The organism is Flavobacterium turcicum, assembly GCF_011365745.1.
GTDB classification, from domain to species: Bacteria; Bacteroidota; Bacteroidia; order Flavobacteriales; family Flavobacteriaceae; genus Flavobacterium; species Flavobacterium turcicum.
On the sequence record NZ_JAAOBY010000008.1, the window covers coordinates 37,679 to 62,454 of the forward strand.

Below are 24,776 nucleotides of genomic sequence, written 5' to 3' on the forward strand. Positions count from 1 at the left end.
CATCATAATGAAAAAAATAATACCACTATTTATATTTATTTTTGCTTGTAAGAGCGCTGTGGCGCAAGAGAGAACCCTTAATCCAGGTGTTCCATTTCTATTAGTCGCTGCTGATGCAAGAGCTGCCGGTATGGGTGATATTGGTGTAGCCACATCTGCCGATGCCACTTCGCAACAATGGAATCCCGCTAAATATGCTTTTGCAGAAGATGCAAAAGGGTTTTCAGTAAGTTATACTCCATATTTAACAGACTTGGTTAATGATATTTCGTTGGCGCAGCTAACTTACTATCAAAAAATCGACGAGAAAAGTGCCTTTGCAGGTAGCTTGCGTTATTTTGGATTAGGCGATATTGAATTACGTGATAATGCGATTGATCCAGCAAGAATTGTTTCTCCAAATGAGCTAGCACTTGATGCTTCGTATTCTTTAAAGTTAAGCGAAAAATTTTCGATGGCTGTTGGTGGCCGATTCATAAATTCTAATTTAAAAGTGGCGTCGGATAATACAGATGCAAGTTCAGCAAGTACCTTTGCCGTTGATGTTGCTGGTTTCTTTCAGTCTGAGGAAATAGCATACAATGATTTTAATGGTCGCTGGAGAGCAGGTTTCAATATCCAAAACTTAGGTCCAAAAATTAGTTATGACAATGACGATTTTAACAGCAACTTTATTCCAGCTAATTTAAAAATAGGATCTGGTTTCGATTTTATCCTAGATGATTTTAATAAAGTAGCGCTTAATGTTGAATTTAATAAGTTACTAATTCCAAGTTTTCAAGATTCAGATTTAAATGGAGATGGTGATGTTACCAATGAGGAAGTAAATCAAAACAGAAATAATTACCGTTCTATAGGTTGGACTTCAGGTGTTTTTAAATCTTTTGGAGATGCGCCAGGTGGTTTCAGCGAAGAATTGCAAGAGGTGACTTATGCTGTTGGTGCTGAATATATGTATCAAGACTCTTTCGCCTTGCGAATGGGTTACTTTCACGAAAGTCCAGAAAAAGGAGCTCGACAATTTTTTAGTTTAGGTGCAGGTTTTAAATATACAGCAATCAAAGTAGATGTTTCTTATTTGTTTTCTGCGTCAAATGTTCGAAACCCATTAGAAAACACCTTGCGATTTTCACTAACGTTTAATTTTGGTGACAAATACGAAGTGTATTAAAATTTAATTCAATAATAAATAACGATCCAAATTTCATTCCGAGTAGTCGAATGAAATTTGGATTTTTTTTCCTTACAAAAAATGAAAACAATTGCAATTACAACAGAATTTAATGTGTTTGATGCGCCAACTGATTTACCTGCTCCAGTTCAGGAATTGATGGGAAAAGCTGTCGAAGCACGAAAAAATGCCTATGCCCCTTATTCACAATTTAGAGTGGGTGTTGCGCTGCTGTTAGACAATGGCGAGATAATTACTGGGTCTAATCAAGAAAATGCAGCATACCCATCGGGACTTTGCGCAGAGAGAGTTGCCATTTTTTATGCTGGTGCAAAATATCCGCAGGCAAAAATAATGCAAATGGCCATTACTGCAGCTTCTGATACGAATCAAACTACAGCGCCAATTCCACCATGTGGATCCTGCAGGCAGTCTATTGCAGAGTACGAAATCAAACAAGAGGTTCCAATAGAAATATATTTTATGGGTGAAATAGGAGCAGTATATCAATCAGATTCTCTCAAAAATCTACTGCCCTTTATGTTCGATAAAAAATTCTTGTAAAAGCGCCAAAAATTGGTGTTTATATTTTAGTTCTAGGTTGGAATGTCTTATTTTTGCATTTCGCAAATTTGTGGGAGGAAACTATTTTGCGTTATAGGTACAAATTGATAACACAATAACACTTTAGCAAAAGAAAAAGTCAGATGAAAGAAGTTACAAAAGAAGTATATTTAAAGTGGTATGAAGATATGCTGCTTTGGAGAAAGTTTGAGGATAAGCTTGCCGCTTTATACATCCAACAAAAAGTTAGAGGATTTCTACATTTATACAACGGTCAAGAAGCTGTATTAGCAGGGGCTTTACATGCTATGGATTTGACAAAAGATAAAATGATTACAGCTTACCGTAATCACGTACAGCCAATTGGTATGGGCGTTGATCCAAAAAGAGTAATGGCAGAACTTTTAGGAAAAGTAACTGGTACTTCAAAAGGTATGGGTGGTTCAATGCATATTTTTTCTAAAGAGCATGGTTTTTACGGAGGTCATGGAATTGTAGGTGCTCAAATTCCAGTAGGTGCTGGATTGGCTTTTGCTGATAAGTATTTTAATACTGGTGGAGTAACATTAACTTATTTTGGAGATGGTGCTGCACGTCAAGGTTCTTTGCACGAGGCATTTAACATGGCTATGTTGTGGAAACTTCCTGTGGTTTTTATCGTAGAAAATAACGGATATGCAATGGGGACATCTGTAGAGAGAACAGCGAACCATACTGATATTTGGAAATTAGGTCTAGGATACGAAATGCCATGTGGTCCTGTTGACGGAATGAATCCTGTAAAAGTAGCAGAGGCAATGACAGAAGCAATTGAAAGAGCACGTCGCGGAGATGGTCCAACGTTTTTAGAAATGAAAACTTACCGTTATAGAGGGCATTCTATGTCAGATGCGCAATTGTACCGTTCAAAAGATGAGGTTGAAGAGTACAAAAAAATAGATCCAATTACACAAGTTTTAGACATAATCAAAGATGAAAATTATGCTACTGCCGAAGAAATTGAAGCAATTGATCAACGCGTAAAAGATTTAGTAGAGGAATGTGCAACATTTGCTGAAGAGTCGGATTATCCGCCAATACAACAATTGTATGACGTAGTATACGAACAAGAAAACTATCCTTTTATACCTCATAAACTATAAATCAATTATGGCAACAATAATCACAATGCCTCGTTTGAGCGATACTATGACGGAAGGAACCGTAGCAACTTGGCTTAAAAATGTAGGTGATAAAGTAAGCGAAGGAGATATTCTTGCTGAAATTGAAACAGATAAAGCAACAATGGAATTTGAATCTTTTAATGAAGGGATTCTTTTACACATAGGCATACCAGCTGGGGAAACTGCTCCAGTTGACTCTTTGCTTGCTATTATTGGTAAAGAGGGTGAAGATATTTCAGCTTTATTAGCTGGTGGTACAGCGGCTCCAGCTGTTGAAGCAGCACCAGTTGCTGAAGCAACTCCAGTTTCGGAAGAAGTTAAAACAGAAGTAGCAACACCTGCAACGACTTCATTACCAAAAGGAGTAGTAGTGGTTACTATGCCTCGTTTAAGCGATACTATGACCGAAGGTACTGTAGCTACTTGGTTGAAAAAAGTAGGTGATGTGGTAGCTGAAGGTGATATTTTAGCCGAAATCGAAACCGATAAAGCTACAATGGAATTTGAGTCTTTCAACGCAGGTACGCTTTTACATATCGGAATCGAAGAAGGAAGTACTGCTGCAGTAGATAGTTTGTTAGCTATTATTGGCCCAGCAGGAACAGATGTTAGCTCATTGGCAGGAAATTATACTCCAGGTGCAGCAGCAGTAACCGCTGAAACTCCAGCAGCAGAAAAAACTCCAGAAGTTGAAGCTCCCGCAGCAGCTCCAGTTGCTCAAGAAGCAGTTGCAGGTCAGCGTATTTTGGCTTCGCCATTGGCAAAAAAAATAGCTAGCGATAAAGGCATTCAATTGAACCAAGTAAAAGGTTCAGGTGAAAATGGTCGAATCGTTAAAAGTGATGTTGAAAACTTTAGTCCAGCGGCAGCCACGCCAGTTGCTCCAGTTGCAACTACCGTTGAAACAGTAACTACACCAAAAGTAGTTGTTCCAGCAGGTGAAGTGATGACAGAGGAAATCAAGAATTCGCAAATGCGTAAAATTATCGCAAAACGTTTAGCGGAATCTTTATTTACAGCACCACACTATAATTTAGTTATTGAAGTTTCTATGGATGATGCGATGGCTTCAAGAGCAGTGATCAATACTGTTCCTGATACAAAGGTTTCATTTAATGATATGGTGATTAAAGCATGTGCTTTGGCATTGAAAAAACATCCAAAAATTAACTCTCAGTGGAAAGAAGATGCAATTACTATCAACCACCACGTAAATATTGGAGTAGCAGTTGCGGTTGAAGACGGTTTGGTTGTTCCTGTATTGAAATTTACAGATGCAATGAGCTTATCTCAAATTGGAGCGAGTGTAAGAGATCTTGCCGGAAGAGCTAAAAACAAAAAACTAGGTCCACAAGAAATGGAAGGAAGTACCTTTACGGTTTCTAACCTTGGAATGTTTGGTATAACTGAATTCAATTCAATTATCAATCAGCCTAACTCTGCTATTTTATCAGTAGGAGCAATTGTAGAAAAGCCAGTGGTAAAAAATGGTCAAATTGTAGTAGGTAACACAATGATGTTATCTCTTGCATGTGATCACCGTACTATTGATGGTGCTACGGGAGCGCAGTTCTTGCAAACATTAAAACAATTTATCGAAAGCCCAGTTACCATGCTGGCGTAAGTAGTACACATTACATAATAAACCCTTTCTAATTTCGGTTAGAAAGGGTTTTGTTTTTTTAATACATTTACATAAAAGCAAACAAGTATGTCCGAAGAGTTGAAATATTGGTATCTTAGAGATCATAAGTTGTTCCGCACATTGAGTTTTATGCAAATCAAACAGCTTTGTATTGTGACTGGTTTTAAAAAAGCTCAAAAAGGAGAAGTTATTTATTTTTCATCTTCTGATGTCCCGAGAATTTTTTTACTCAAAAAAGGAAATATTAAAATTGTAGCCATTGATGACGATGGTAACGAAACGATTAAGGATATCATCCAAAAAGGCGACTTGTTTGGGGAACTTTCATTGGAATCAGATAGTCAAAGTAACGAGTATGCAAAAGTTCTATCAAATGATGTAGCAATTTGCAGTTTTTTGATTTCTGATTTTGAGGAATTGTTGCTGAAAAATCCAAGTTTAGCACTCATTTACACTAAGTTTGTTGGTTTAAAAATGAAACGTATCAAGAACAGCTATGCTAATTTGATTTCGAAAGACGCTAAAACTCGTTTGTTACAATTTTTGAAAGATTGGATTGCAAAAGAAGGAAAGATTGTAGGAGAAGCAGTCATTCTAGAAAATTATTTGACCCAAAACGATATTGCTCAAATTATTTGTACCTCAAGGCAAACAGCCACACAATTACTGAATGAATTAGAAGCAAATGGCATCATAAGTTATAGTCGCAAAGAAATTGTAATTCACAATAGTCTGGGTTTTGCCTAAATTTTAATCAACTGCAATCTAGCTGACAATTGGATGTTAAAGGTGTTTGTATTTTTACCAAATAAAAAATCAAATACTATGAAAAAGATCATTGCCTTAGTTTTTATTATCAGTAGTTTTTCTGTTCGGGCGCAAACCGAATTACCCAAATCAGCAACTGAAATTGCTCCATTGTTAATTGGAGAAAAAATCCCATCTGTCAGTTTAAAAACAGTAGAGAATAAACTTGTAAACTTGCAAGACTTATTTGCAAAGCAAAAAACAATTGTCTTGGTATATCGCGGTGGTTGGTGTCCATATTGCAATGCGCACCTGGCAGCTATGGGTGAGGTCGAAGAAGACTTACTTGCATTAGGATATCAAATTATAGCAATTAGTCCCGATGCTCCAGAAAACTTAAAGAGCACAGAGGAAAAGCAAAAACTAAATTACATGTTATTGTCTGATAGTGATGGCCTTTTTTCAAAATCAGTTGGAATTGCTTTTCAAGCTCCAGAAAACTATAAAAATACCATTTCAAAAGGCTCTCTAGGTACAAATAAATCTTTTTTGCCAGTCCCAGCTCTTTTTATCCTAAACAAAAATGCAGAAATCGAGTTTGAATATCTAACACCAAATTTTAAAACTCGTATCTCAACCGAATTATTGATTGCTGTTGCGCAGGCTTTACAGTCTAAATCATGAAAGACTGCACTTTTGTTTGGTTGTTGAGATTAATTGTAGCTATAATTTTTCTCCAAACACTCTATTTCAAATTTAATGCTAGTCCAGAGTCAGTTTATATTTTTTCTGCTTTGAATATGGAGCCTTATGGTAGGATTAGCATTGGTGTCGCTGAATTACTTGTTGCTGTATTTCTTCTAATGCCTAGGACCTCATTAGCGGCCGCGATAGGAGGAACGTGTATTTTGCTTGGCGCGATTTTTGCTCACCTTTTTGTCCTTGGAATCGAGGTGAAAAATGATGGTGCGACGCTTTTTATTTTGGCGTTAATTGCCTTTCTTTGTTGTGCTACTTTGGTGGCAAAAGAAAAGAATAAATTAATAAATTGGTTCAATTAGTAAATATATGTTATTACCTTCAATACAAAATAGCTTAAATGAGTTGACGGACTTACTCCAACAATTGTCCCAAACGGAGTATTCTCAAGCCTGCCCAGAGTTAAGCAATGCTACAATCGGTGAGCACACGCGTCATATAATCGAGATGTTTCAGTGCCTCGAGAATCAATATGAATTAGGGTGTGTTAATTATGATAATAGAGCTCGCAACACACGTATTCAAACCGACACACAGTTTGCAATAGAGAAGATCATTGCCATTCAGGAAAATTTGGATCGTGAAAATAAAGACATGGAATTGTTACAAATAATCGATGGCGAGGAAATACGTATTAGTACTAATTATCACAGAGAATTACTTTATAATTTAGAACATTGCATTCACCATCAAGCGTTGATAAAAGTGGCTATTTTGCAGTGTGAAACCGTGAGTATTGATCCTAATTTTGGCGTTGCCAGATCCACTATCGAATATAGAAATCAATGTGCACAGTAAGTTTTGTAAAAACGGAAGATAGTATCATTATTACATCTAATCGAGACGAAAAAATAATCAGACCAAGTGCCATACCGCCACAAAGTTATCGTGTTAATAGTCAAAATTTAATTTATCCTAAAGATCCAAAAGCAGGCGGAACTTGGTTTGCAACTAATGAAACAGGTGCTGTTCTTGTTTTGCTTAACGGTGCTCAGGAAAAACACCAAGTACAATTGCCATATCGCAAAAGTCGCGGTTTAATTGTGTTGGATGTGATTAGCGCTTCTTCACCACGAGCATCTTGGGATGTTATAGATTTAGATCAAATTGAACCGTTTACATTGGTGTTGTTTCAAGATGAACAATTATGGCAATTACGCTGGAATGGCTCCGAAAAAGAAACGATATCACTAAACATTAATCAACCTCATGTTTGGTCTTCCTCAACCTTGTATCCTTCAGCCGTACGTGAGGAACGGGCGCAATGGTTTCATCAATATATGAATGAAAAGCAGCAGGTTTTAGCAAACGACATGTATCAATTTCACAGGTACACGCACAACGACAATCAAGAAAATGGTTTGGTAATTAATCGTAATGATGAGATGCAAACCTTAAGTATTACGCAAGCGTTCTTACAACAGAATAAGGTGAGTGTATTGCATTATGACTTGATCACAAAAGAGGATTTTACCACCTCATTTATCACCGTCTAAATTTTAAATTTTGAAACTATTTTTTCATAAACTTACCCATTGGGAATACTGGCCTTTTCTGATTGTTTACATCCCAATTTATTTTTTGTGGTCGTACTATGCCATTAAAGCCAAATCTATTTTTTTCTTTAATGCTTCCAATCCGACTATCAAAAATGGCGGTTTTATGATGGAGTCTAAAAAAGAAATTTACGACATTATTCCTCAACAATATTACCCAACTACAATTTTGGTAACTGAGGGTACACCTACAACAGAAGTTCAAACTTTAATAGAAAATAATCAAATTCAATTTCCGCTAATTGCAAAACCAGATATTGGTTTGCGTGGTGGTGGCGTAAAAAAAATCGAGTCGGTTACTGATTTGAATGAGTATGCTACTAAGGCCAACTTTGATTATTTGGTTCAAAATTTAATTCCATATGCTGAGGAAGTAGGAATTTTTTATGTGCGTTATCCGCATGAAAAGTTGGGTAGAATAACAGGAATTGTTTCTAAAGAATTTTTAATCATTACGGGCGATGGTAAATCAACTATGGAGGAATTGATCAAACAAAATCCGCGTTACGAGTTACAATTAAAAGTTTTAAAGCAGGAGTATGGAGCACAATTGCAAGAAGTAATTCCGCTAAACGAAAAAGTAAATCTTGTTCCGTACGGTAATCATGCTAGAGGTGCAAAATTTGTTGATGGTAGCCATTGGATAACGCCTCAATTAACGCAGGCTATTAACGAAATGTGCTTGCAAATTCCTGGTTTTTATTTTGGGAGGTTGGATATTATGTACAACACGATGGCCGAATTACAAGATGGGAAAAATTTTGCCGTGGTAGAATTGAACGGTGCCGCAAGTGAGCCTACCCATATTTACGATCCAAAGCATTCCATCTTTTTTGCTTGGAAAGAACTCGCACGACACATTACCTACATGTATGAAATTAGTGTTGCCAATCATAAAAATGGTGCGTCCTACTTGTCTCACAAAGAAGGGATGAAAGAATATCGCTTACACTTGGAGCAAAGTAAAAAGATTGCTAATTTTTAAATCATGAAAATCGTAAAAAATATTCTAGTTGGGTTTTTGGTCAGTTTTGTAGGCTCGATTCCGTTGGGATATTTAAATTTAGTAGGTTTCGAAATTCACCGCAGCCAAGGATTACTATCTTTGATATGGTTCCTGTTAGGCGTTGTTTTGGTCGAAGGTTTTGTGATTTTTTATACCTTGAAATTTGCGCAGCGATTGGTTGAAAATCTAAAGTTGATGCGGTACATTGACTATTTCGCTATTCTTTTTTTGCTGCTGATCGGATATTCATTTTACGCTGGCTCTCAAGCTTCGAGTGATAATCAAAGTGTTTTAGGATCTTATTTGCACTATTATCCGTTTCTAATTGGCGTATTTTTAAGCGCTATTAATTTTTTACAAATACCATTTTGGACTGGCTGGAATTTATACCTCATGAATGGCAATTATATTTCAGTAGGAAATAAGCTTAAACTGTTTTACATTGCAGGTACATTGCTCGGTACTTTTTCAGGAATGTTGGCTTTAATTTTGGTATTAAACCAATTATCAACACATACTAGTGATTATTCTAGTTACATTTTTCCTGTGATTATTCCACTTTTCTTTTTGGTTTTAGCACTTTTTCAGGTAGTCAAAGTGTATAAGAAGTACCATAAAAAGGAAAGTACCACGTTATAAAACAACAAAAAAACTAATTTTAAAAACTATGAAAAAAAACATCTTCACATTTGCGGCAGCAGCTTTTACTCTATTTGTTGCTCCAACTGTTTTAGCACAACAAAAAGCAGTCGATTCAAAGTCAACTGTAAATTATCAAGTAAAAGCAGATGAAGTTGCGGCTACTTTACAATTTTTAGCTTCGGATGAATTAGAAGGTCGCGAAACTGGACAGATTGGTTTGGTTAAAGCAGCTGATTATTTGGAGAAAATTTTAAAGGACAACAATGTAAAGCCGTATTTTACTTCGTACAAAGATACGTTGAGTACTTTTAAAGGAACGGCTTTTAATGTTGTTGGGTACATCGAAGGAACTGATGCCAAATTAAAAAATGAGTTTATCATTTTGAGTGCGCATTACGATCACATTGGTATTACTAAAAAAGGAGTTAACGGCGATTTTATTAATAATGGTGCCAATGACGATGCCTCTGGTACGACTGCAGTAGCCGAGATGGCTAAATATTTCAGTCAAGCTAAAAACAACAAGCGAAGTGTTTTATTTGTGTTTTTTGCCGGCGAAGAAAAAGGTTTGTTAGGCTCTAAACATTTAGCCAAAAAACTTAAAACACAAGGATTCAATTTGTACGCGCATTTTAATATTGAAATGATTGGTGTGCCAATGAAGAGAGATTATTTGGCTTACATTACTGGTTTCGATAAGTCGAATATGGCGGCTAAGATCAATGAGTACACGGGTAAAAATACCATCGGTTTCTTGCCAAAAGAGGCAGAATACCAATTATTTTTCCGCTCTGATAACTACTCTTTTTATGATTTATTTAAAGTGCCTTGTCATTCGGTAAGTACATTTGACTTTGAGAATTTTGAATATTACCATCATGTTGCCGATGATTTTAAAGCGATGGATATTCCTCACATGACTTCATTCATTCAAGAGATGTTGCCGGCCATTACGCAAATGGCGAACACGCCTACGCAAGAAATGAAAATGTTGAAATAATTATTTTAATTCATTTTGCATGTCGTAAGCGAGAATGTAATACGAATTAGTATTGTATTCAAATTCGCTTATAATACTCCAATTTAGTTTTTCAGTATGTGCTTTTGTTGAGGGCTGATTGGCTTTGTTTATAAAAGTCAACGCCAACGGATATTTTTGAACCATTTCGCTGCGCATTAGTTCAAACAAAGGTTTAATAATTCCGGTGCCGCGGTAGTCTTTATGAATACAAATAGGTCCATACTGAAAACTATTTTGAAGATCTACATTTTTATTAGCAAAATTTAACTGAGTAATCAAGCTACTCATGTAAGCAAATATGGGCCATTGCTGGTAAAATTGCCAATTGCCCGCAAAAATATAACCTACTACGCGTTTATCTTCTTTTGCTAGAAATAATTCCTTTTTATCGATTACTGTTTTCAGTTGTTCTACCGAGAATGGTGTTGTAACGAAACCTCCTGCGCGTTCTGCTTCGGATAAGTTAGTCACTAAGTATAATTCTTGTAATTCAAGTACGCTATCGATGTCTGATAGTTGTGCTTGGGCAAAAGTAATTGATGTGTTCATGATGAAAAATTGTATTTAATGACAAGAGATAAAAATACAAATTTAACTATCAAAAGACCGATATTGCTACCGAATTTTGTTTTGTAAACCGACTATGATTTTCTTGTTTTTGCTTATTTTTGTGGTATGAAAAATATAATTATTACTGGTACTAGTAGAGGCATTGGATTAGAATTAGCATTACAATTTGCTAAGGCAGGACATGAAGTTTTGGCCTTGTCACGCAATATCCCTGCTGTTTTAATGCAACATGAAAACATCACTTGCTTGTCTGTTGATTTAGCTAATGAAGGATCGTTAGTTCAAGTGCAAGAGTTTTTGAGTACTTCTTGGCAACATATTGATGCTATAATTCACAATGCGGGTAGTTTATTGCTTAAACCTTTCGCAGAAACGACGCAAATTGATTTTGAGAACATCTATAAAGTAAATGTTTTTGGTGTGGCTAATTTGACTCGTATATGCGTTCCTTACTTGGTTAAGGGTAGTCATGTGGTAACTATTAGTTCGATGGGCGGTATTCAAGGAAGTTTGAAGTTTGCTGGTTTAGCGGCTTACAGTTCCAGCAAAGGTGCTGTAATTACTTTGTCAGAATTATTGGCTGAGGAATACAAAGAAAAAGGCATTTCGTTTAATGTTTTGGCTCTGGGTTCTGTGCAAACAGAAATGTTAGAAGAAGCTTTTCCTGGCTATCAAGCACCAATTCAAGCTGATGAAATGGCTAATTATATCTATGATTTTACTTTAAATGGCAATAAATATTTTAATGGTAAAGTGTTGCAAGTTTCATCTACCAATCCATAAAGTAAGTTTGTTGTGATTGAAACGCTAGCTAAATTTTTACCTGATCACGCTGTCAAACCTGCATTTGACTTGATTGTTGCGCATGGTGTTCATCTTAAAATTGTGAACGAACGTGCTACGCGTCATGGTGATTACAGAAAAGGGTTAAGCGGGAAACATGAAATTACTGTGAACGGTAGCTTAAATAAATTTAGATTCCTTATCACTTTGATTCATGAAATTGCCCATTTGGTAGCTTTTGAAAAGTTTGGTCGAAACATCAAACCGCACGGGCAAGAATGGAAGTACACTTTTCAACAGTTGATGGTGCCGTATATCAGACCGGAAATTTTTCCAAATCAATTGCTGCCGTTGTTAGCTAGACATTTCAGAAATCCAAGTGCCAGTAGCGATACCGACACGACTTTGTCTTTGGCTTTAAAACAATATGATCAGCAAACGGATAAAAACTACGTTTTCGAAATTCCTTACGGGAGTGTTTTTCGAATAAAAAACGGTAAAATTTTTAAAAAGATAGCCGTTAGAACCAAACGATTTGAATGTTTAGAGATAAGTTCGGGTCGTTTGTACCTTTTTAATCCAAATGCTGAGGTCGAGTTAATTCGTTCGAACTAGCTTTTTAGATAAGCTTCTCGTACTTTTTTAAACAAATTCGAAGAGTATACGAAAGCTACAACTGCTTCGTTATCGGTTCTAAAAATTTCTTCTTTATTGCCCTCCCAAGCTTTTAGACCGTCTTTTAAAAATAAAATTTTCTCACCAATTTCCATTACCGAGTTCATATCGTGCGTATTAATTACAGTCGTCATATTGTATTCTTCGGTAATTTCCTTAATTAAATTGTCAATCAAAATTGCTGTGTTGGGGTCTAAACCAGAGTTGGGTTCATCGCAAAACAAATATTTCGGATTATTTACAATGGCACGTGCAATAGCAACACGTTTTTGCATTCCACCTGAAATTTCTGAGGGCAATTTGTTGTGTGCATTTACTAAAGCAACACGATCGAGAACAAAATCTACACGTTCTTTTATTTTTGAATCATTATCTTTTGTAAACATGCGTAACGGAAAAGCGACATTTTCAGCAACTGTCATAGAGTCAAATAAGGCACTTCCTTGAAAAACCATTCCGATTTCAGTTCGTAATTCTCTTTTTTCATCATCTTCTAGGCCAGAGTAAGCACGGCCATCAAAGCATATTTGACCTTTTTCAGGTTGATGAATACCTAATAAACTTTTTAGTAAAACTGTTTTTCCAGATCCACTTTGACCTATGATAAGGTTGGTTTTTCCGGGTTCAAATGTGGTTGAAATTCCTTTTAGGATTTTAATGCCGCCAAATGATTTTTCGATATTTTTTACTTCAATCATGATCCAAGTAGCAATTGAGTTAATATATAGTTGATCAGGATGATACAAACCGAGGTCCAAACAAAAGAAACAGTACTCGCTTTTCCTACTTCTAGCGCCCCGCCTTTCATATAGTAGCCATGAAATGAAGGTATGGTAGCCAGTAACATTGCAAAAATTAAGGTTTTGATAAAGGCGTAAGCAATGTGAAACGGTATAAATTCCATTTGTGTTCCCGTAATGAAATCAGTGCTCGATATAAAACCGCCATAAACACCTGCTGTCCATCCGCCTAAAATACCAAGGAACATTGCAATTCCTATTAAAAAAGGATACAATAAAAGGGCAATGATTTTTGGGAAAACAAGATAATTCAAGGAGTTGACACCCATTACCTCGAGAGCGTCAATTTGCTCGGTTACACGCATTGTTCCGATACTTGATGTAATAAATGAACCCATTTTTCCTGCCATAATGACTGAAATGAAAGTAGGAGCAAATTCTAAAATCACCGATTGGCGAGTAGCAAATCCTATGAGGTATTTTGGAATTAAAGGATTTGTTAAGTTTAATGCTGTTTGAATCGCCACAACACCTCCGACAAAAAAAGATATAAAAGCTACAATGCCAAGTGAGTCGATAATCAAATCATCAATTTCTTTGAAAATTAATTTTTTCATCACAGACCATTTGGTTTGTTTGCTAAAAATTTCTTGAATCATCAAGAAGTATCTTCCTATTTGCGATAAATATCGAATTAGCATCATATTTTTAGGTGTTGTATTCAGTTTGAAATAAGGTGTAAAAATACTTCATTTTTATTGGATTGCTGTTTAATTGTTGCCAAACAATTTGTCCTTCATCTTTTGCATGCGGTATTTTTGAATAAATTGTGCTTGTTCGCTTGTCACAAGTAATGGTTTTTGTGCAGCCTTAGCTTTCCAAAAACCTTTGAGGTAATCCAAAAAGAGTAACGGCTTTTTTTTCATTACCGCCAGTTTAGCTGATGCAATTGCTGTAATCCAAAAACCATATCCCAAAGTATAAAAAGCTTCGCCTTGTTTGTAGCGTGCCGTTTTATCGTAACGTGCGCCTGTTGGTTTCAGGTGTTTTACGTGCAGTGATTCATCAGTAACCACTTTCCAATTGTAAAACTTACAAAGTAATTCGTCAACAGTATCCCAACCCATAGCCGGTTTAAGGCCGCCAATATCTTTGAAAGTTTGTTTTCTGTACGCTTTTAAAGCACCTCGAATGTGGTCTTTGTCGGTTAAGTTTTCAAGAACCCATTCGCCATTTTTTTCTATGTAGCAAAAACCGCCAGCCATTCCTATGCGATCATCTGATTGAAAGTGCTGAATGATTTTTTCAAAATAGTTGGATGGAAAAATCAAATCAGAGTCGGCTTTTACTAAAATATCGTAATTGTCATCTATGTTTTCTAAACCTTTTTGAAAGGCTTGAATCACTTTGCTACCAGGCAAATGTATATCAGCTGATTCTTTAGTCACCATTTCAAGCCAAGGATGTTTGCTTGCAAATGCTGCAACAATTTCGGGTGTTCTATCTGTTGAGCTGTCGTTGACGATGATTACTTTGGTAGGTAAAACCGTTTGATCAGCCAACGATTGAAGTGTTAACGAAATGAATTGCTCCTCGTTGTAAGTGGGAATGATGATGTAATACTGCATAATGCGCGTTTTGGCTGTACAATAATGTGGTTTGATTTTGCTTTTTACAACATAAAAAAGCTTTGATTCGAGCTTTAATTATTTGATTCTCTCTGCAAAAACGATGTAGTATCTCGGGGTGAAATAACGCAACAAAGGCCTGAATCCGATTTTTTTTACCGGATGTGTAAATTTTTCGCGAGCAGTAATTTTCCAACCTGTTTTTTCGAGTAGCCAATCCAATTGCCAATCTTCGAACTCGTGGTAATGCCTGTCCCACATATCAGTTTTACTGCGGTAGGCGGGTGAAAACCAAAGTCGTAATGGGATAGAAATAAGCAATTTATCGCAGTTTACGTTTTCGAGAACGGTGTACGGATTTAGCAAATGTTCAAATATTTCAAACGCAGTGAGTACAGTGTAGGATTCGGTTTTTAACGTAGTTTGGTCTTTGTCAAGATCTTCGCCGGTGGTGTTTTTTACAGTATATCCATTTTGTTCCATAATTTTAGAGAACGGATTGGGTACGCCAAGGTCAAAAATAGTTTCGGAAGTTGTAATGTGCTTTTGTAAAAACTCTAAAGTATGCTTAAATCTTTTATTTGGGAATGTTTTTTCGTACATGGTTTTTATTGATTTTGCCACCGTGGCACCAAGCTACAAATATAGTAATAAAAGTGTTTTTGGGCATGGTTTTTTAGCCCGGATGGGAATGAAAATCCCGGAGTGGTAAAATGTAGTTTTGCAAGGCAGAAACTGCGACCAGCGGAAGCGCGTTCCTGTCTTAGAAAAACAAATTTTATAACGAGGAATTGTAATGTACAGCCGGATTTGGCTTCTTATTTTTTTAGTTCTTAGTCCTTAGTTTTTGATAATTAAGTCCTTAGTAGATAGGCTTTGCCACAAAAACTGACTAGGGACTAAGGACTTTGTACTAGGTACTTTGTACAAATAACGACGAACTAATATCTACTAATAGCGGTATACGAAGGCGTTGATGTTCATGCCCGCGCCTACAGAGGCAAATAATAGTACATCACCCTTTTTAATGGATTGGTTTTCGATTTCGCCGCGAATGAGTAGGTCGAATAGTGTTGGCACCGTGGCTACGCTACTGTTTCCTAAGTCATGAATGCTCATAGGCATGATGTCTTTAGGAGCGGTTTGGTTGAATAATTTATAGAAGCGATTGATGATGGCTTCGTCCATTTTTTCGTTGGCTTGGTGGATAAGGATTTTTTTAAGATCTCCTATCGCGACACCACTTGCTTCAAGGCAGGTTTTCATTGCCAAGGGAACGTTGGTTAAAGCGAACTCGTATATCTTACGGCCGTACATTTTGATGTAACGGGTGTCAGGGTCGAGGTCTTGGTTGTAGGATTTACCGAAAAAGAGGTAGCCAGCCTCATCATTGGCGTAGGTGGCACTTTCGTAAGATAGCATACCGCTCTCGTCTGTAGAGGCCTCAATTATGGCTGCTCCAGCTCCGTCAGAATAAATCATACTGTCGCGATCATGTGCATCGACTACGCGAGAAAGTGTTTCAGAACCAATTACTAGGCAACGTTGCGCCATGCCTGATTTGATAAAAGCATTGGCCTGCAGTACACCTTCGATCCAGCCAGGACAACCAAATAGTAAATCGTAGGAAACGCATTTTGGATTTTTAATTTGCAATTTGTTTTTAACTCGGGTTGCCAAACTTGGAAGCATATCAGATTGGATGGTGCCATGAGAAACATCGCCAAAATTATGCGCAAAGATGATGTAATCAATTGTTTCAGGATCAATAGCAGCATTGCTAATTGCTTTTTGAGCAGCGAAATAAGCTAAGTCAGACGAATTAAGATGTGGCTCGGCATAGCGGCGGTTTTGAATTCCGGTGATGCCCTTAAATTTACCAATAACAACTTCGTTTGGATAGGCAAATGGACTGCCATCTTCGTTCAAAAAAACATGTTCACTAAAGTCGGTATTGGCTATTTGTACTTCAGGAATATAGCTTCCTATGCCAGCTATTTTTATTTTCATCGTGTTCTTTTTGCAATTTTCGAGGCTAATTTAACCAATATAAAAATAGAACTATCACAAAATTTACTATGCGTGCATATAATTATGAAAAATAAGATAATTGGCAAATAAACTGATAATAATTCTGTGTAAATTAAATTTCATTGCGAAATTTGTTGATGATATTTAAACTTGGAGTTTATTGTTTGATTCTTAGATTATTGATTTTTATGAAATGAATAAGTTTGTTTGAAGTTGGGATCAAAAAAAAACGCCCCGAAATTTTCGAGGCGTTTTTAAAAATATTTGGTACGATTAGCTTTCCATATATGCTTCAATTGGAGCACAAGAGCAAACTAAATTTCTGTCACCATAAGCTTCATCGGCACGACGAACTGTTGGCCAGAATTTGTTATCCGCAATATAATCTAATGGGAAAGCTGCAGCTTCACGTGTGTATGGGAAATTCCATGAATCAGCAGTAACCATCGTTAATGTGTGTGGTGCATTTTTTAAAACATTGTTTGGGTTTTCAATTGTTGCTGCTTCAATTTCTTTACGAATTGAAATCATAGCATCACAAAAACGATCTAACTCTTCTAAATTTTCACTTTCAGTTGGTTCGATCATTAAAGTTCCTGCCACTGGGAACGAAACGGTAGGAGCGTGGAAACCATAATCCATTAAACGTTTTGCGATATCAGTAACTTCGATACCTTTTTCTTTAAACGGACGACACTCTAAAATCATTTCGTGAGCTGCACGTCCCATTTCACCAGAATATAAAGTATCATAATGCCCATTAAGTTTTTCTTTGATATAGTTTGCATTTAAAATAGCGTACTCAGTAGATTTTTTCAAACCTTCAGCTCCCAACATGCAAATGTATCCGTAAGAAATCAAGCAAACCAAAGCTGATCCCCATGGAGCAGCAGAAATTGCTGTAATGGCATTTTCGCCACCTGTAGGAATGATTGGGTTGGTTGGTAAAAACGGAACCAATTGTGGCGCAACGCAAATCGGGCCAACACCTGGACCACCACCACCGTGAGGGATAGCAAATGTTTTGTGTAAGTTAAGGTGGCAAACATCAGCGCCAATTGTTGCAGGATTTGTCAATCCTACTTGTGCATTCATGTTAGCACCATCCATATAAACTTGACCACCATTATCGTGAATCAGTTGTGTAATTTCTTTAATCGCGCTTTCAAAAACTCCGTGAGTAGAAGGGTAAGTTACCATTAAACAAGACAAATTATCTTTGTGAAGAATGGCTTTTTCACGTAAATCGTCAATATCAATGTTTCCGTTTTCAAGAGTTTTAGTTACTACAACTTTCATTCCCGCCATAGCCGCAGAAGCCGGGTTGGTTCCGTGAGCTGATGATGGAATCAAAGCAATATTACGGTGGTGATCACCACGTGATTGGTGGTAAGCGCGAATAACCATTAAACCGGCGTATTCTCCTTGTGCACCAGAATTTGGTTGCAATGTTGTTCCTGCAAATCCTGTTACTACATTGAGTTGTTGCTCTAAAGTAGTAAGCATTTCTTGGTATCCTTGCACTTGGTCAAGTGGAGCAAATGGGTGAATGTTATTCCATTGTGCCATACTTAACGGTAACATTTCAGAAGCAGCATTTAATTTCATGGTACAAGATCCAAGAGAAATCATAGAATGATTTAACGCTAAATCTTTGCGCTCTAACATTTTGATGTAACGCATCAAAGCTGTTTCTGAATGGTATTTATTGAAAACATCATGTTGTAGGAACGTGCTGTTTCTATCTAAATTTTCAGGGAAATGATTTGTTGTTGATAAATCTGAAATGGCTGCGGTAGTTGTTCCATTTGCTTCATCAAAAATTGCTAAAATTTTATTTAAATCGGCGATGCTTGTAGTTTCGTTTAACGAAATAGAAATACTTTCAGCATCTGGATAGTAAAAGTTAACCTCATGTTTCTCGGCAACTGCTTTCACCTTTGCAGCATCAGCTTTGATTAAGATTGTGTCAAAAAACGCTGTGTTACTTTGTGTATAACCTGACGCAGTCAATGCATTTGCAAGAGTTGCAGCAGATGCATGAACTTTATTAGCTATGTATTGCAATCCTTTTGGGCCATGGTACACAGCGTACATACCTGCCATAACCGATAGTAAAACTTGTGCAGTACAAATATTAGAAGTCGCTTTATCACGCTTAATGTGTTGTTCACGCGTTTGCAAAGCCATACGTAAAGCGCGGTTGCTATCAGTATCAACGGTTACACCAATAATACGACCTGGCATAGAGCGTTTGTATTCTTCTTTGGTTGCAAAGTAAGCAGCATGCGGCCCACCGTAACCCAACGGAATTCCGAAACGTTGCGTTGTACCAAGAACAACTGCAGCGCCCATTTCGCCCGGAGGTGTCAATTTAACTAAACTTAAAATATCAGCAGCAACGGCTACTTTAATTTCGTTTTCATTTGCTTTTGCGATGAAGGATGCGTAATCATGTACTTGTCCAAATTTTCCTGGATATTGAAGGATAGCTCCGAAAAACTCTGATGAGAAATCGAATGTCTCGTGGTTTCCAATTACTAATTCAACGCCAATTGGTGTAGAACGCGTTTGTAAAACAGAAAGTGTTTGCGGTAAAATTTCTTCAGAGACGAAGAATTTATTGGTATTGTTTTTCTTTTGATCACGAGAACGCACATCAAACAATAAAGCCATCGCTTCTGCAGCAGCGGTTCCTTCGTCAAGTAAAGAAGCATTTGCGATTTCCATCCCGGTCAATTCGATTACCGTAGTTTGAAAATTCAAAATAGCCTCCAAACGACCTTGCGCAATTTCTGCTTGATAAGGTGTGTATGCCGTGTACCATCCCGGATTTTCAAAGATGTTTCTTTGAATAACTGCTGGAATGATGGCAGCGTGGTATCCTAAACCAATATAGCTTTGAAAAACTTTATTTTTATTACCAAGTTGTTGAATGTGATTGGCAAATTCATACTCAGTCATTGCAGCTGGTAAATCTAAGTCAGCTTGCAAGCGAATATCACTCGGAATCGTTTCGTCAATCAATTGTTCTAAGCTTGAGGCTCCAATTGTTTCGAGCATGTGTGCTAAATCATTTTCTCTTGGGCCAATGTGCCTTAATGCAAAAGCGTCTGTTTTCATTGTGTATAAAATGGGTTGTGTGTTTCTTGCGATTTAAAGGTGGTAAAATTAAATATTAAAATGCTATTAATTGCCTTTTTAAACATGATTTTCTGTGAATTTTTCAACTAAATCCCTTTCTTATTAACACTTTGATTAATTTTGTCTAATGAAGTTTTTCAAACAATTATTTGATTTTTATATCAATAGCAGCATTCACGTAGGTTTGTCCTGTTTTGCCTTGCTGCGAATGACTGAACAGCTCTTCCACATTTCTTATCAAGCGGCTCTTGGTTATTTTGTGTTTTTTGGAACCGTAGTTGGGTATAATTTTGTGAAGTACGGGCAACTTGTTCAAAAACAAGGACAAGCTATCGGTTTCCAACTCAAAATGATTGTAGTGTTTAGCGCTTTGTCTTTACTCCTTTGTGGCTATTTGTTTTTTACTTTGGCCTACAATACACAAATGGTTTCGGTGTTGTTTTTGGGATTGACTTTGTTATACACTTTGCCTTTTTTTCCTAATCAAAAAAATGCTCGAAATTGGGCTGGTATCAAAATCTATGTTGTGGCTTTATGTTGGGTAGGAGTGACGCTTTTTTTACCTGTCCTCAACAGTGAAAGAATTTTTGCAGATGGATTATACGTCACGGCGATACAAAGGTTTCTACTAATTTTTGTTTTGATTTTAATTTTTGAGGTTATCGATTTAAAATTGGATGATCCACATTTAAAAACCGTTCCGCAACAAATAGGTGTGCAACGAACCAAGCAAATAGGGGTTGTGTTAATGGTTTTGTTTGTTTTATTGGAGGTTTTGACGCCCGATTTTCAACTGAAGTTTTTTCTTTTGAAACTAGCGTTGGCGCTGACTACAATTTTGTTTTTAGTAAATGCAAATGAAAATCGGTCGCGCTATTACGCTTCTTTTTGGGTAGAAAGTATTCCGATATTTTGGTGGTTATTTTTGATGATTTTCAGCTAATGATTTGATGAAAGAATTCCTTTCAGAAATGAATTTGGTTAAATGTTTCTTGAGGAGAAAATGGTCAAAGATTTTCCCGAAAATGCCATACGGAGTTTCGTATTGGATTTTATCTTCCATGATCACAAATCCTTTTTTCTGAATAAAAGTATGCTGGTGTTTGAAGGATTTAAACTTTCCTTCGAGCATTTCATCCACAAAGTAGGTTGGAATTTCCATTGCTGATATTAAGCTTTTGTGCTTTAAATAAACGCCAAAATGTTTGCCACGCCAGGTAACGGTTTCGTTTAAATTTATCAAACCCGAAATTACTCCATCAATAGCGGTTTCATTTGATTTAGAAGTGGATTGTTGATGAACATCAATGTTTCTGGATAAATCGAAAGTGATTTCAATTGGTGCGTTTATTTTGGTTGTTAGTTGTATGGTTGTCATTTCTTGGTTAAGTTTTTAAATGTTTTTTCTAAAGTATCATACTCAAATGTAAAACCATTTTCCTGTAATCTTCTCGGGATTACATTTCGGCTTTTCAGTACTAATTCTGTTTCCGTTCTGATGAAAAAAGATCCGATTTCTAGCAATAATGTATTTGTTGGTATGCCAAATGGTATTCCAATGGTTTTTCTAAGCGTCGTCATGAAGTCAGCATTATTGCTTGGTTTTGGAGAAACAATGTTTACAACTCCTACTAGCTCTTTTTCGACAACAAATTCAATGGCTCTTGCAAAATCTTTTTCGTGAATCCAACTTATAAATTGATTTCCTTTTCCTTGTTTTCCACCAAGTCCAAATTGCGCAAGCATTTTAATCGGGATAAAAGCGCCGCCATTTTTTCCTAAAACTATGGAAGTTCGCAAAGCAGTTTTTAATGTTTTTGGAGTTTCTGTTTCAAAAAATACTTTCTCCCAACTTTTTGCGATGTTCATCGAGAAATCGTCACCAATTTCACTAGTAACTTCATCCATTTGTTTATCCAATGAAAATCTATAAATTGTAGATGTTGATGAATTTAGCCAGTGTTTTGGCGGATTTTTACAAGTCAAAACCGCTTCATTCAAAATTTTGGTGCTGTCAATTCTAGAATCGTAAATCTCTTTTTTGTTGGCTGCGGTATATCTGCAATCGACAGATTTCCCCGCAAGATTTATTAAAACTGAAGCGTTTTCTAATTCAATTTCCCAACCAGAAAGCGTTTTTGCATCCCAATTTACATATTTTACCGAATCAATACTTTTAGATTTTCCTCGAGTTAGAATTATAATTTGATCAAATTTATCTTTAAAATGCGCTACTAAAACCTGACCTAAAAACCCTGTTCCTGCTGCAATGATTAGCTTTTTCATTAGTTTAAATTTAAGATGATTGTTAAAGCAATTAGTCGATAAATTACCCATGCTATAGATAAGAAAAAAGGTAGTTCTAATAGTTTAATTCGTCTAGAATGTTCTACTAACATTAGTAAAACTGTTGTTCCAAACCAACCCAAATTGATTAGTTCTGGGATATTAACAACTAAATTCAAAATCAATATCGGAAGTAATAATAAAGACCCCATTAACGAAACGGTCATTAAGTTTCCAATGTAATTCAAGATTATTTTTTTGTCAAATTTTATCAAAAATAAACTTTGAAAAACTATTTGACCAAATACAAGAATAAGTTCTCTTGTAATAGTAGAATTCGGTAAAATGCTAATAGAATCTGAAAAATTATACAAGACAAATGTTGTTATTGTCATTGCAAACAAAATATACAAAATTCGGTACTTAAAATTAAAATCAGGAACACATTGCAACTTGATTTCTTTTTTAATTTTACTAGGAATGATTACTTTTCGATTATAAGAAATGAAGGAATATAATTTTTTTAGAAAAAATTTTATTGGTTTTAGATTTCCGATTCTCTCCATCCACGGAAATGAAAATCCAATAACTTTTAGCAAACTGTCAATTCCATAAATGACAGTTTTGTTTTCATTATCGACGAGTGCAATTTCGTTTGAGGCGCGATTGACATCAATAAAGTTTTGTTCCTCATCAGATAATTGACAGTATGGTTTTTTACCATTTTCGTCCAGCATTCTAGCTTTTATAAATCCAGAAGTATAAACGCGACAAAGCGGACAATCTTTGTCATATAGTAAGGTTTGGTTAGTTAAAGTTCTCATCGTATCGTTTTTTTACCTTCAATCGTTATTTTTGAACCAACTGCAAGAAATTCTGATGTTGGTTTTAAATCTTCTAAAAACTTAAAATTCTTGCCGTAAATACTCTCAAAATCAACATCAATTTTCGATTCAATTACTTTTAGTTGTTCCCATCTTGGGTGCGAAACTGCGTATTCAATTGATTTTTCTTTGTTATAATTGGTGTATCCAAAATAATGTTCAGTAATAAACTCGGCTTCTGAATTTAGTTCTATCGGAATTGGACTTTTTTCTGTTGTCATGGAAATGGAATTCCACTTTGCATCCTTGAACCATTCGTATTGAAAAGTTTTTGAAGTCTGGTTTTCAGTTCTAGCATGACGCATTTTCAAGGTTTGGTAATGCTCATTGTATAAAGTGTTGGCAACAATGGTAATGGCATGTTTCGGAACAATTTCTTTAACGAAAACTACGCCACGTTTCCAAATTCCATTTTCGAATCTTTTTACATAAAAGCGTAAATTAACTTCCTCAAAATTGACATGAAACGGAACTTTAATTCCTAGAACTTTCACGTTTTCAAACATAAATCCAATTAAACTGATGTAACATTTGCCGTTCCATAAATCGAGTTCAGTTCCTTTTGGAACATAACTTTCTAAAATTTCCGGATCGATTTCGTAATTAAACATCGCTAAATCATTCCATTCTGCGGTTAAGAAGCTCATAATTTTAAATTTTTGTGGATAATAAGTGTAAGGTAAAAAGTTAATGCAACAGGTAATGCAAAAAGTAAAAATATCAGTTCATCTGAATAATAATAATTTACGTTAATAAACCACAAGCCGAAAAATAATAAAACGATACCCAAATAAATTTGTAAGTGCTTGTTTCTAGGTTCTTGTACTAACAAATAGAGAGAAATTAGTACTTGAATAAAACCAGTAACCATAGTTGATAATATCGCAATTATTAGCAAGTTTTCATTTAAAACTGCAAATACAGCTATTACGAAAGGCAATGCAATTGCGAAAGTATTTATCTTTTTTATCGTGTTCATATCGGTTTTATTTTTAAACTTTCAGAAAAAAATGAAAGTTCCAATTAAATTTTTTTTAAATAATTCGTTCTTTGTTATTGTTTTTTTTGGTCTCATTGAATAGTTTTTGCGATGTTATTTTTACAATGTTTAAAAAACTATTTCATTAGTTTAACAACCAATTTTGCCAGCCAATTATCTTTGTATTCCGTCATTTTATCCAAAACGTTATCCGCTTTTAGAACAAAGTCATACAATTTAGTAGTTTGATCTACAAAATGTTTTTCTTCGGCGGTATTGTCTGCTGTAATGGAAGAAACTTCTTTTAAAACCTTCAACGCAGGTTTGATTTCGCGTTTGCTTCGTTCTCTTGAAATCTTCACCGCTAATTCGTCTAAATCTTTTTCAGCTGTAAAAAATTCGCGTCGTTCGCCCGCTTTGTATTCCTTGTAAACAATTCCCCAGTCCATCAAGGCTCGTAAATTCATGGAGGCATTGCCGCGAGAAATTTGTAATTCCTCCATAATGTCTTCCATCGAAACGGCCTCGTGTGAAACCATCAAAAGCGCATGAATTTGAGCCATGGTTTTGTTTATTCCCCATTGACTGCCTAATGCACCCCAGGTTTGAACGAATTTATTTTTTGCTTCTTTGAATTTCATTTGTGGATTTTATTGTTTTTCAAACGGTCAAATGCAAATCGCATAGATGCTCATTGTCATAGTGTAAAGATAAATAATGTTTTCGAACTTTCAATAAAAAATGAAAGTTTATTTTCTTTTTGGGCGTTCCCTTGCAGGTCG

At 35.9% G+C, this 24,776-nt stretch carries 28 protein-coding genes; 15 read left to right on the forward strand and 13 right to left on the reverse strand.

Going from position 1 to position 24,776, the window contains the following annotated elements; all coding sequences use genetic code 11:
- Window positions 1-7: 7 nt before the first annotated feature.
- The 12 genes from porV to G9Q29_RS12750 all read left to right on the forward strand — a co-directional run bounded on the left by porV (window position 8) and on the right by G9Q29_RS12750 (window position 10,253).
- A complete protein-coding gene (gene porV, locus G9Q29_RS12695; RefSeq protein WP_166137975.1) occupies window positions 8-1,171 on the forward strand; it encodes a type IX secretion system outer membrane channel protein PorV in 1,164 nt (387 codons plus the stop codon).
- 81 nt (window positions 1,172-1,252) lie between these two features.
- The gene (cdd, locus tag G9Q29_RS12700) at window positions 1,253-1,735 is read left to right on the forward strand and encodes a cytidine deaminase (RefSeq protein ID WP_166137978.1); all 483 of its coding nucleotides are present in this window, start codon (window positions 1,253-1,255) and stop codon (window positions 1,733-1,735) included.
- A gap of 143 nt (window positions 1,736-1,878) precedes the next feature.
- Window positions 1,879-2,877: a pyruvate dehydrogenase (acetyl-transferring) E1 component subunit alpha gene (gene pdhA / locus G9Q29_RS12705; protein ID WP_166137981.1), complete on the forward strand. Its 999-nt coding sequence runs from the start codon at window positions 1,879-1,881 to the stop codon at window positions 2,875-2,877.
- A 7-nt stretch (window positions 2,878-2,884) separates the two neighbouring features.
- A complete protein-coding gene (locus G9Q29_RS12710) occupies window positions 2,885-4,522 on the forward strand; it encodes a pyruvate dehydrogenase complex dihydrolipoamide acetyltransferase (RefSeq protein ID WP_166137984.1) in 1,638 nt (545 codons plus the stop codon).
- A gap of 150 nt (window positions 4,523-4,672) precedes the next feature.
- A complete protein-coding gene (locus G9Q29_RS12715; protein WP_225872945.1) occupies window positions 4,673-5,290 on the forward strand; it encodes a Crp/Fnr family transcriptional regulator in 618 nt (205 codons plus the stop codon).
- A 78-nt stretch (window positions 5,291-5,368) separates the two neighbouring features.
- Complete coding sequence (locus G9Q29_RS12720) at window positions 5,369-5,974, forward strand: peroxiredoxin-like family protein (protein ID WP_166137990.1); 606 nt, start codon at window positions 5,369-5,371, stop codon at window positions 5,972-5,974.
- A complete protein-coding gene (locus G9Q29_RS12725) occupies window positions 5,971-6,351 on the forward strand; it encodes a DoxX family protein (RefSeq protein ID WP_166137993.1) in 381 nt (126 codons plus the stop codon). The genes G9Q29_RS12720 and G9Q29_RS12725 overlap by 4 nt, the downstream gene beginning before the upstream one ends.
- A gap of 43 nt (window positions 6,352-6,394) precedes the next feature.
- Window positions 6,395-6,847, forward strand: coding sequence for a DinB family protein (locus tag G9Q29_RS12730; protein ID WP_225872946.1), 453 nt, complete (start codon window positions 6,395-6,397; stop codon window positions 6,845-6,847).
- Window positions 6,835-7,545, forward strand: a complete 711-nt coding sequence (locus G9Q29_RS12735; RefSeq protein ID WP_166137999.1) for an NRDE family protein — start codon at window positions 6,835-6,837, stop codon at window positions 7,543-7,545. The genes G9Q29_RS12730 and G9Q29_RS12735 overlap by 13 nt, the downstream gene beginning before the upstream one ends.
- 10 nt (window positions 7,546-7,555) lie before the next feature.
- Window positions 7,556-8,590, forward strand: coding sequence for an ATP-grasp domain-containing protein (locus tag G9Q29_RS12740; RefSeq protein ID WP_166138002.1), 1,035 nt, complete (start codon window positions 7,556-7,558; stop codon window positions 8,588-8,590).
- A gap of 3 nt (window positions 8,591-8,593) precedes the next feature.
- Window positions 8,594-9,250, forward strand: a complete 657-nt coding sequence (locus G9Q29_RS12745) for a hypothetical protein (protein WP_166138005.1) — start codon at window positions 8,594-8,596, stop codon at window positions 9,248-9,250.
- A 28-nt stretch (window positions 9,251-9,278) separates the two neighbouring features.
- A complete protein-coding gene (locus tag G9Q29_RS12750) occupies window positions 9,279-10,253 on the forward strand; it encodes a M20/M25/M40 family metallo-hydrolase (protein WP_166138008.1) in 975 nt (324 codons plus the stop codon).
- Here G9Q29_RS12750 and G9Q29_RS12755 read toward each other — a convergent pair whose 3' ends face one another.
- Entirely contained in the window at window positions 10,254-10,823 is a 570-nt protein-coding gene (locus G9Q29_RS12755) for a GNAT family N-acetyltransferase (RefSeq protein WP_166138011.1), read from the reverse strand. It abuts the gene before it with no gap.
- Window positions 10,824-10,949: 126 nt separating this feature from the next.
- Here G9Q29_RS12755 and G9Q29_RS12760 point away from each other — a divergent pair, with 126 nt between their 5' ends.
- Both G9Q29_RS12760 and G9Q29_RS12765 read left to right on the forward strand, forming a co-directional pair.
- Window positions 10,950-11,627: an SDR family NAD(P)-dependent oxidoreductase gene (locus G9Q29_RS12760; RefSeq protein WP_166138014.1), complete on the forward strand. Its 678-nt coding sequence runs from the start codon at window positions 10,950-10,952 to the stop codon at window positions 11,625-11,627.
- 12 nt (window positions 11,628-11,639) lie between these two features.
- Window positions 11,640-12,242 (forward strand): SprT-like domain-containing protein, encoded by a 603-nt coding sequence (locus G9Q29_RS12765; protein WP_166138017.1) that lies wholly within the window; start codon window positions 11,640-11,642, stop codon window positions 12,240-12,242.
- Here the strand turns inward: G9Q29_RS12765 and G9Q29_RS12770 are convergent.
- The 6 genes from G9Q29_RS12770 to gcvP all read right to left on the reverse strand — a co-directional run bounded on the left by G9Q29_RS12770 (window position 12,239) and on the right by gcvP (window position 19,824).
- Window positions 12,239-13,000: an ABC transporter ATP-binding protein gene (locus tag G9Q29_RS12770; RefSeq protein ID WP_166138020.1), complete on the reverse strand. Its 762-nt coding sequence runs from the start codon at window positions 12,998-13,000 to the stop codon at window positions 12,239-12,241. The genes G9Q29_RS12765 and G9Q29_RS12770 overlap by 4 nt on opposite strands.
- Window positions 12,997-13,746 carry an MlaE family ABC transporter permease gene (locus tag G9Q29_RS12775; RefSeq protein ID WP_166138023.1) on the reverse strand — a complete coding sequence of 250 codons (750 nt, stop codon included), beginning with the start codon at window positions 13,744-13,746 and terminating at the stop codon, window positions 12,997-12,999. The genes G9Q29_RS12770 and G9Q29_RS12775 overlap by 4 nt, the downstream gene beginning before the upstream one ends.
- A gap of 66 nt (window positions 13,747-13,812) precedes the next feature.
- Entirely contained in the window at window positions 13,813-14,670 is an 858-nt protein-coding gene (locus G9Q29_RS12780) for a glycosyltransferase (protein WP_166138026.1), read from the reverse strand.
- Between the two features lie 78 nt (window positions 14,671-14,748).
- Complete coding sequence (locus tag G9Q29_RS12785; protein ID WP_166138029.1) at window positions 14,749-15,273, reverse strand: methyltransferase; 525 nt, start codon at window positions 15,271-15,273, stop codon at window positions 14,749-14,751.
- Window positions 15,274-15,621: 348 nt separating this feature from the next.
- Window positions 15,622-16,680: a 3-oxoacyl-ACP synthase III family protein gene (locus tag G9Q29_RS12790; RefSeq protein ID WP_166138032.1), complete on the reverse strand. Its 1,059-nt coding sequence runs from the start codon at window positions 16,678-16,680 to the stop codon at window positions 15,622-15,624.
- A gap of 294 nt (window positions 16,681-16,974) precedes the next feature.
- On the reverse strand, window positions 16,975-19,824 hold the full coding sequence (gene gcvP / locus G9Q29_RS12795) for an aminomethyl-transferring glycine dehydrogenase (protein WP_166138035.1): 2,850 nt from the start codon (window positions 19,822-19,824) through the stop codon (window positions 16,975-16,977).
- Window positions 19,825-19,972: 148 nt separating this feature from the next.
- Between gcvP and G9Q29_RS12800 the strand changes: the two genes are divergently transcribed.
- Window positions 19,973-20,788 carry a UbiA prenyltransferase family protein gene (locus G9Q29_RS12800; RefSeq protein WP_166138038.1) on the forward strand — a complete coding sequence of 272 codons (816 nt, stop codon included), beginning with the start codon at window positions 19,973-19,975 and terminating at the stop codon, window positions 20,786-20,788.
- On the opposite strand, the gene G9Q29_RS12805 is transcribed toward G9Q29_RS12800, so the two are convergent.
- From G9Q29_RS12805 to G9Q29_RS12830, 6 genes are all read right to left on the reverse strand, one after another.
- A complete protein-coding gene (locus G9Q29_RS12805) occupies window positions 20,765-21,223 on the reverse strand; it encodes an SRPBCC family protein (RefSeq protein WP_166138041.1) in 459 nt (152 codons plus the stop codon). The two genes, G9Q29_RS12800 and G9Q29_RS12805, sit on opposite strands and share 24 nt — an antisense overlap.
- Window positions 21,220-22,131 (reverse strand): TIGR01777 family oxidoreductase, encoded by a 912-nt coding sequence (locus G9Q29_RS12810; RefSeq protein ID WP_166138044.1) that lies wholly within the window; start codon window positions 22,129-22,131, stop codon window positions 21,220-21,222. Before G9Q29_RS12810 ends, G9Q29_RS12805 begins: the two co-directional genes overlap by 4 nt.
- Complete coding sequence (locus tag G9Q29_RS12815; RefSeq protein WP_166138047.1) at window positions 22,131-22,955, reverse strand: DCC1-like thiol-disulfide oxidoreductase family protein; 825 nt, start codon at window positions 22,953-22,955, stop codon at window positions 22,131-22,133. Before G9Q29_RS12815 ends, G9Q29_RS12810 begins: the two co-directional genes overlap by 1 nt.
- Entirely contained in the window at window positions 22,952-23,662 is a 711-nt protein-coding gene (locus G9Q29_RS12820; RefSeq protein WP_166138050.1) for a YqjF family protein, read from the reverse strand. The genes G9Q29_RS12815 and G9Q29_RS12820 overlap by 4 nt, the downstream gene beginning before the upstream one ends.
- The gene (locus G9Q29_RS12825; protein ID WP_166138053.1) at window positions 23,659-23,994 is read right to left on the reverse strand and encodes a hypothetical protein; all 336 of its coding nucleotides are present in this window, start codon (window positions 23,992-23,994) and stop codon (window positions 23,659-23,661) included. The genes G9Q29_RS12820 and G9Q29_RS12825 overlap by 4 nt, the downstream gene beginning before the upstream one ends.
- A 137-nt stretch (window positions 23,995-24,131) precedes the next feature.
- Window positions 24,132-24,635 carry a GbsR/MarR family transcriptional regulator gene (locus G9Q29_RS12830; RefSeq protein WP_166138056.1) on the reverse strand — a complete coding sequence of 168 codons (504 nt, stop codon included), beginning with the start codon at window positions 24,633-24,635 and terminating at the stop codon, window positions 24,132-24,134.
- Window positions 24,636-24,776: the final 141 nt, after the last annotated feature.

Excerpts from the sequence above, each read along its gene's own strand:
- porV (WP_166137975.1), top strand. The coding sequence starts at position 8 with ATGAAAAAAATAATACCACTATTTATATTTATTTTTGCTTGTAAGAGC.
- cdd (WP_166137978.1), top strand. The coding sequence starts at position 1,253 with ATGAAAACAATTGCAATTACAACAGAATTTAATGTGTTTGATGCGCCA.
- pdhA (WP_166137981.1), top strand. The coding sequence starts at position 1,879 with ATGAAAGAAGTTACAAAAGAAGTATATTTAAAGTGGTATGAAGATATG.
- G9Q29_RS12710 (WP_166137984.1), top strand. The coding sequence starts at position 2,885 with ATGGCAACAATAATCACAATGCCTCGTTTGAGCGATACTATGACGGAA.
- G9Q29_RS12715 (WP_225872945.1), top strand. The coding sequence starts at position 4,673 with ATGCAAATCAAACAGCTTTGTATTGTGACTGGTTTTAAAAAAGCTCAA.
- G9Q29_RS12720 (WP_166137990.1), top strand. The coding sequence starts at position 5,369 with ATGAAAAAGATCATTGCCTTAGTTTTTATTATCAGTAGTTTTTCTGTT.
- G9Q29_RS12725 (WP_166137993.1), top strand. The coding sequence starts at position 5,971 with ATGAAAGACTGCACTTTTGTTTGGTTGTTGAGATTAATTGTAGCTATA.
- G9Q29_RS12735 (WP_166137999.1), top strand. The coding sequence starts at position 6,835 with ATGTGCACAGTAAGTTTTGTAAAAACGGAAGATAGTATCATTATTACA.
- G9Q29_RS12745 (WP_166138005.1), top strand. The coding sequence starts at position 8,594 with ATGAAAATCGTAAAAAATATTCTAGTTGGGTTTTTGGTCAGTTTTGTA.
- G9Q29_RS12750 (WP_166138008.1), top strand. The coding sequence starts at position 9,279 with ATGAAAAAAAACATCTTCACATTTGCGGCAGCAGCTTTTACTCTATTT.
- G9Q29_RS12755 (WP_166138011.1), bottom strand. The coding sequence starts at position 10,823 with ATGAACACATCAATTACTTTTGCCCAAGCACAACTATCAGACATCGAT.
- G9Q29_RS12760 (WP_166138014.1), top strand. The coding sequence starts at position 10,950 with ATGAAAAATATAATTATTACTGGTACTAGTAGAGGCATTGGATTAGAA.
- G9Q29_RS12770 (WP_166138020.1), bottom strand. The coding sequence starts at position 13,000 with ATGATTGAAGTAAAAAATATCGAAAAATCATTTGGCGGCATTAAAATC.
- G9Q29_RS12775 (WP_166138023.1), bottom strand. The coding sequence starts at position 13,746 with ATGATGCTAATTCGATATTTATCGCAAATAGGAAGATACTTCTTGATG.
- G9Q29_RS12780 (WP_166138026.1), bottom strand. The coding sequence starts at position 14,670 with ATGCAGTATTACATCATCATTCCCACTTACAACGAGGAGCAATTCATT.
- G9Q29_RS12785 (WP_166138029.1), bottom strand. The coding sequence starts at position 15,273 with ATGTACGAAAAAACATTCCCAAATAAAAGATTTAAGCATACTTTAGAG.
- G9Q29_RS12790 (WP_166138032.1), bottom strand. The coding sequence starts at position 16,680 with ATGAAAATAAAAATAGCTGGCATAGGAAGCTATATTCCTGAAGTACAA.
- gcvP (WP_166138035.1), bottom strand. The coding sequence starts at position 19,824 with ATGAAAACAGACGCTTTTGCATTAAGGCACATTGGCCCAAGAGAAAAT.
- G9Q29_RS12800 (WP_166138038.1), top strand. The coding sequence starts at position 19,973 with ATGAAGTTTTTCAAACAATTATTTGATTTTTATATCAATAGCAGCATT.
- G9Q29_RS12805 (WP_166138041.1), bottom strand. The coding sequence starts at position 21,223 with ATGACAACCATACAACTAACAACCAAAATAAACGCACCAATTGAAATC.
- G9Q29_RS12810 (WP_166138044.1), bottom strand. The coding sequence starts at position 22,131 with ATGAAAAAGCTAATCATTGCAGCAGGAACAGGGTTTTTAGGTCAGGTT.
- G9Q29_RS12815 (WP_166138047.1), bottom strand. The coding sequence starts at position 22,955 with ATGAGAACTTTAACTAACCAAACCTTACTATATGACAAAGATTGTCCG.
- G9Q29_RS12820 (WP_166138050.1), bottom strand. The coding sequence starts at position 23,662 with ATGAGCTTCTTAACCGCAGAATGGAATGATTTAGCGATGTTTAATTAC.
- G9Q29_RS12825 (WP_166138053.1), bottom strand. The coding sequence starts at position 23,994 with ATGAACACGATAAAAAAGATAAATACTTTCGCAATTGCATTGCCTTTC.
- G9Q29_RS12830 (WP_166138056.1), bottom strand. The coding sequence starts at position 24,635 with ATGAAATTCAAAGAAGCAAAAAATAAATTCGTTCAAACCTGGGGTGCA.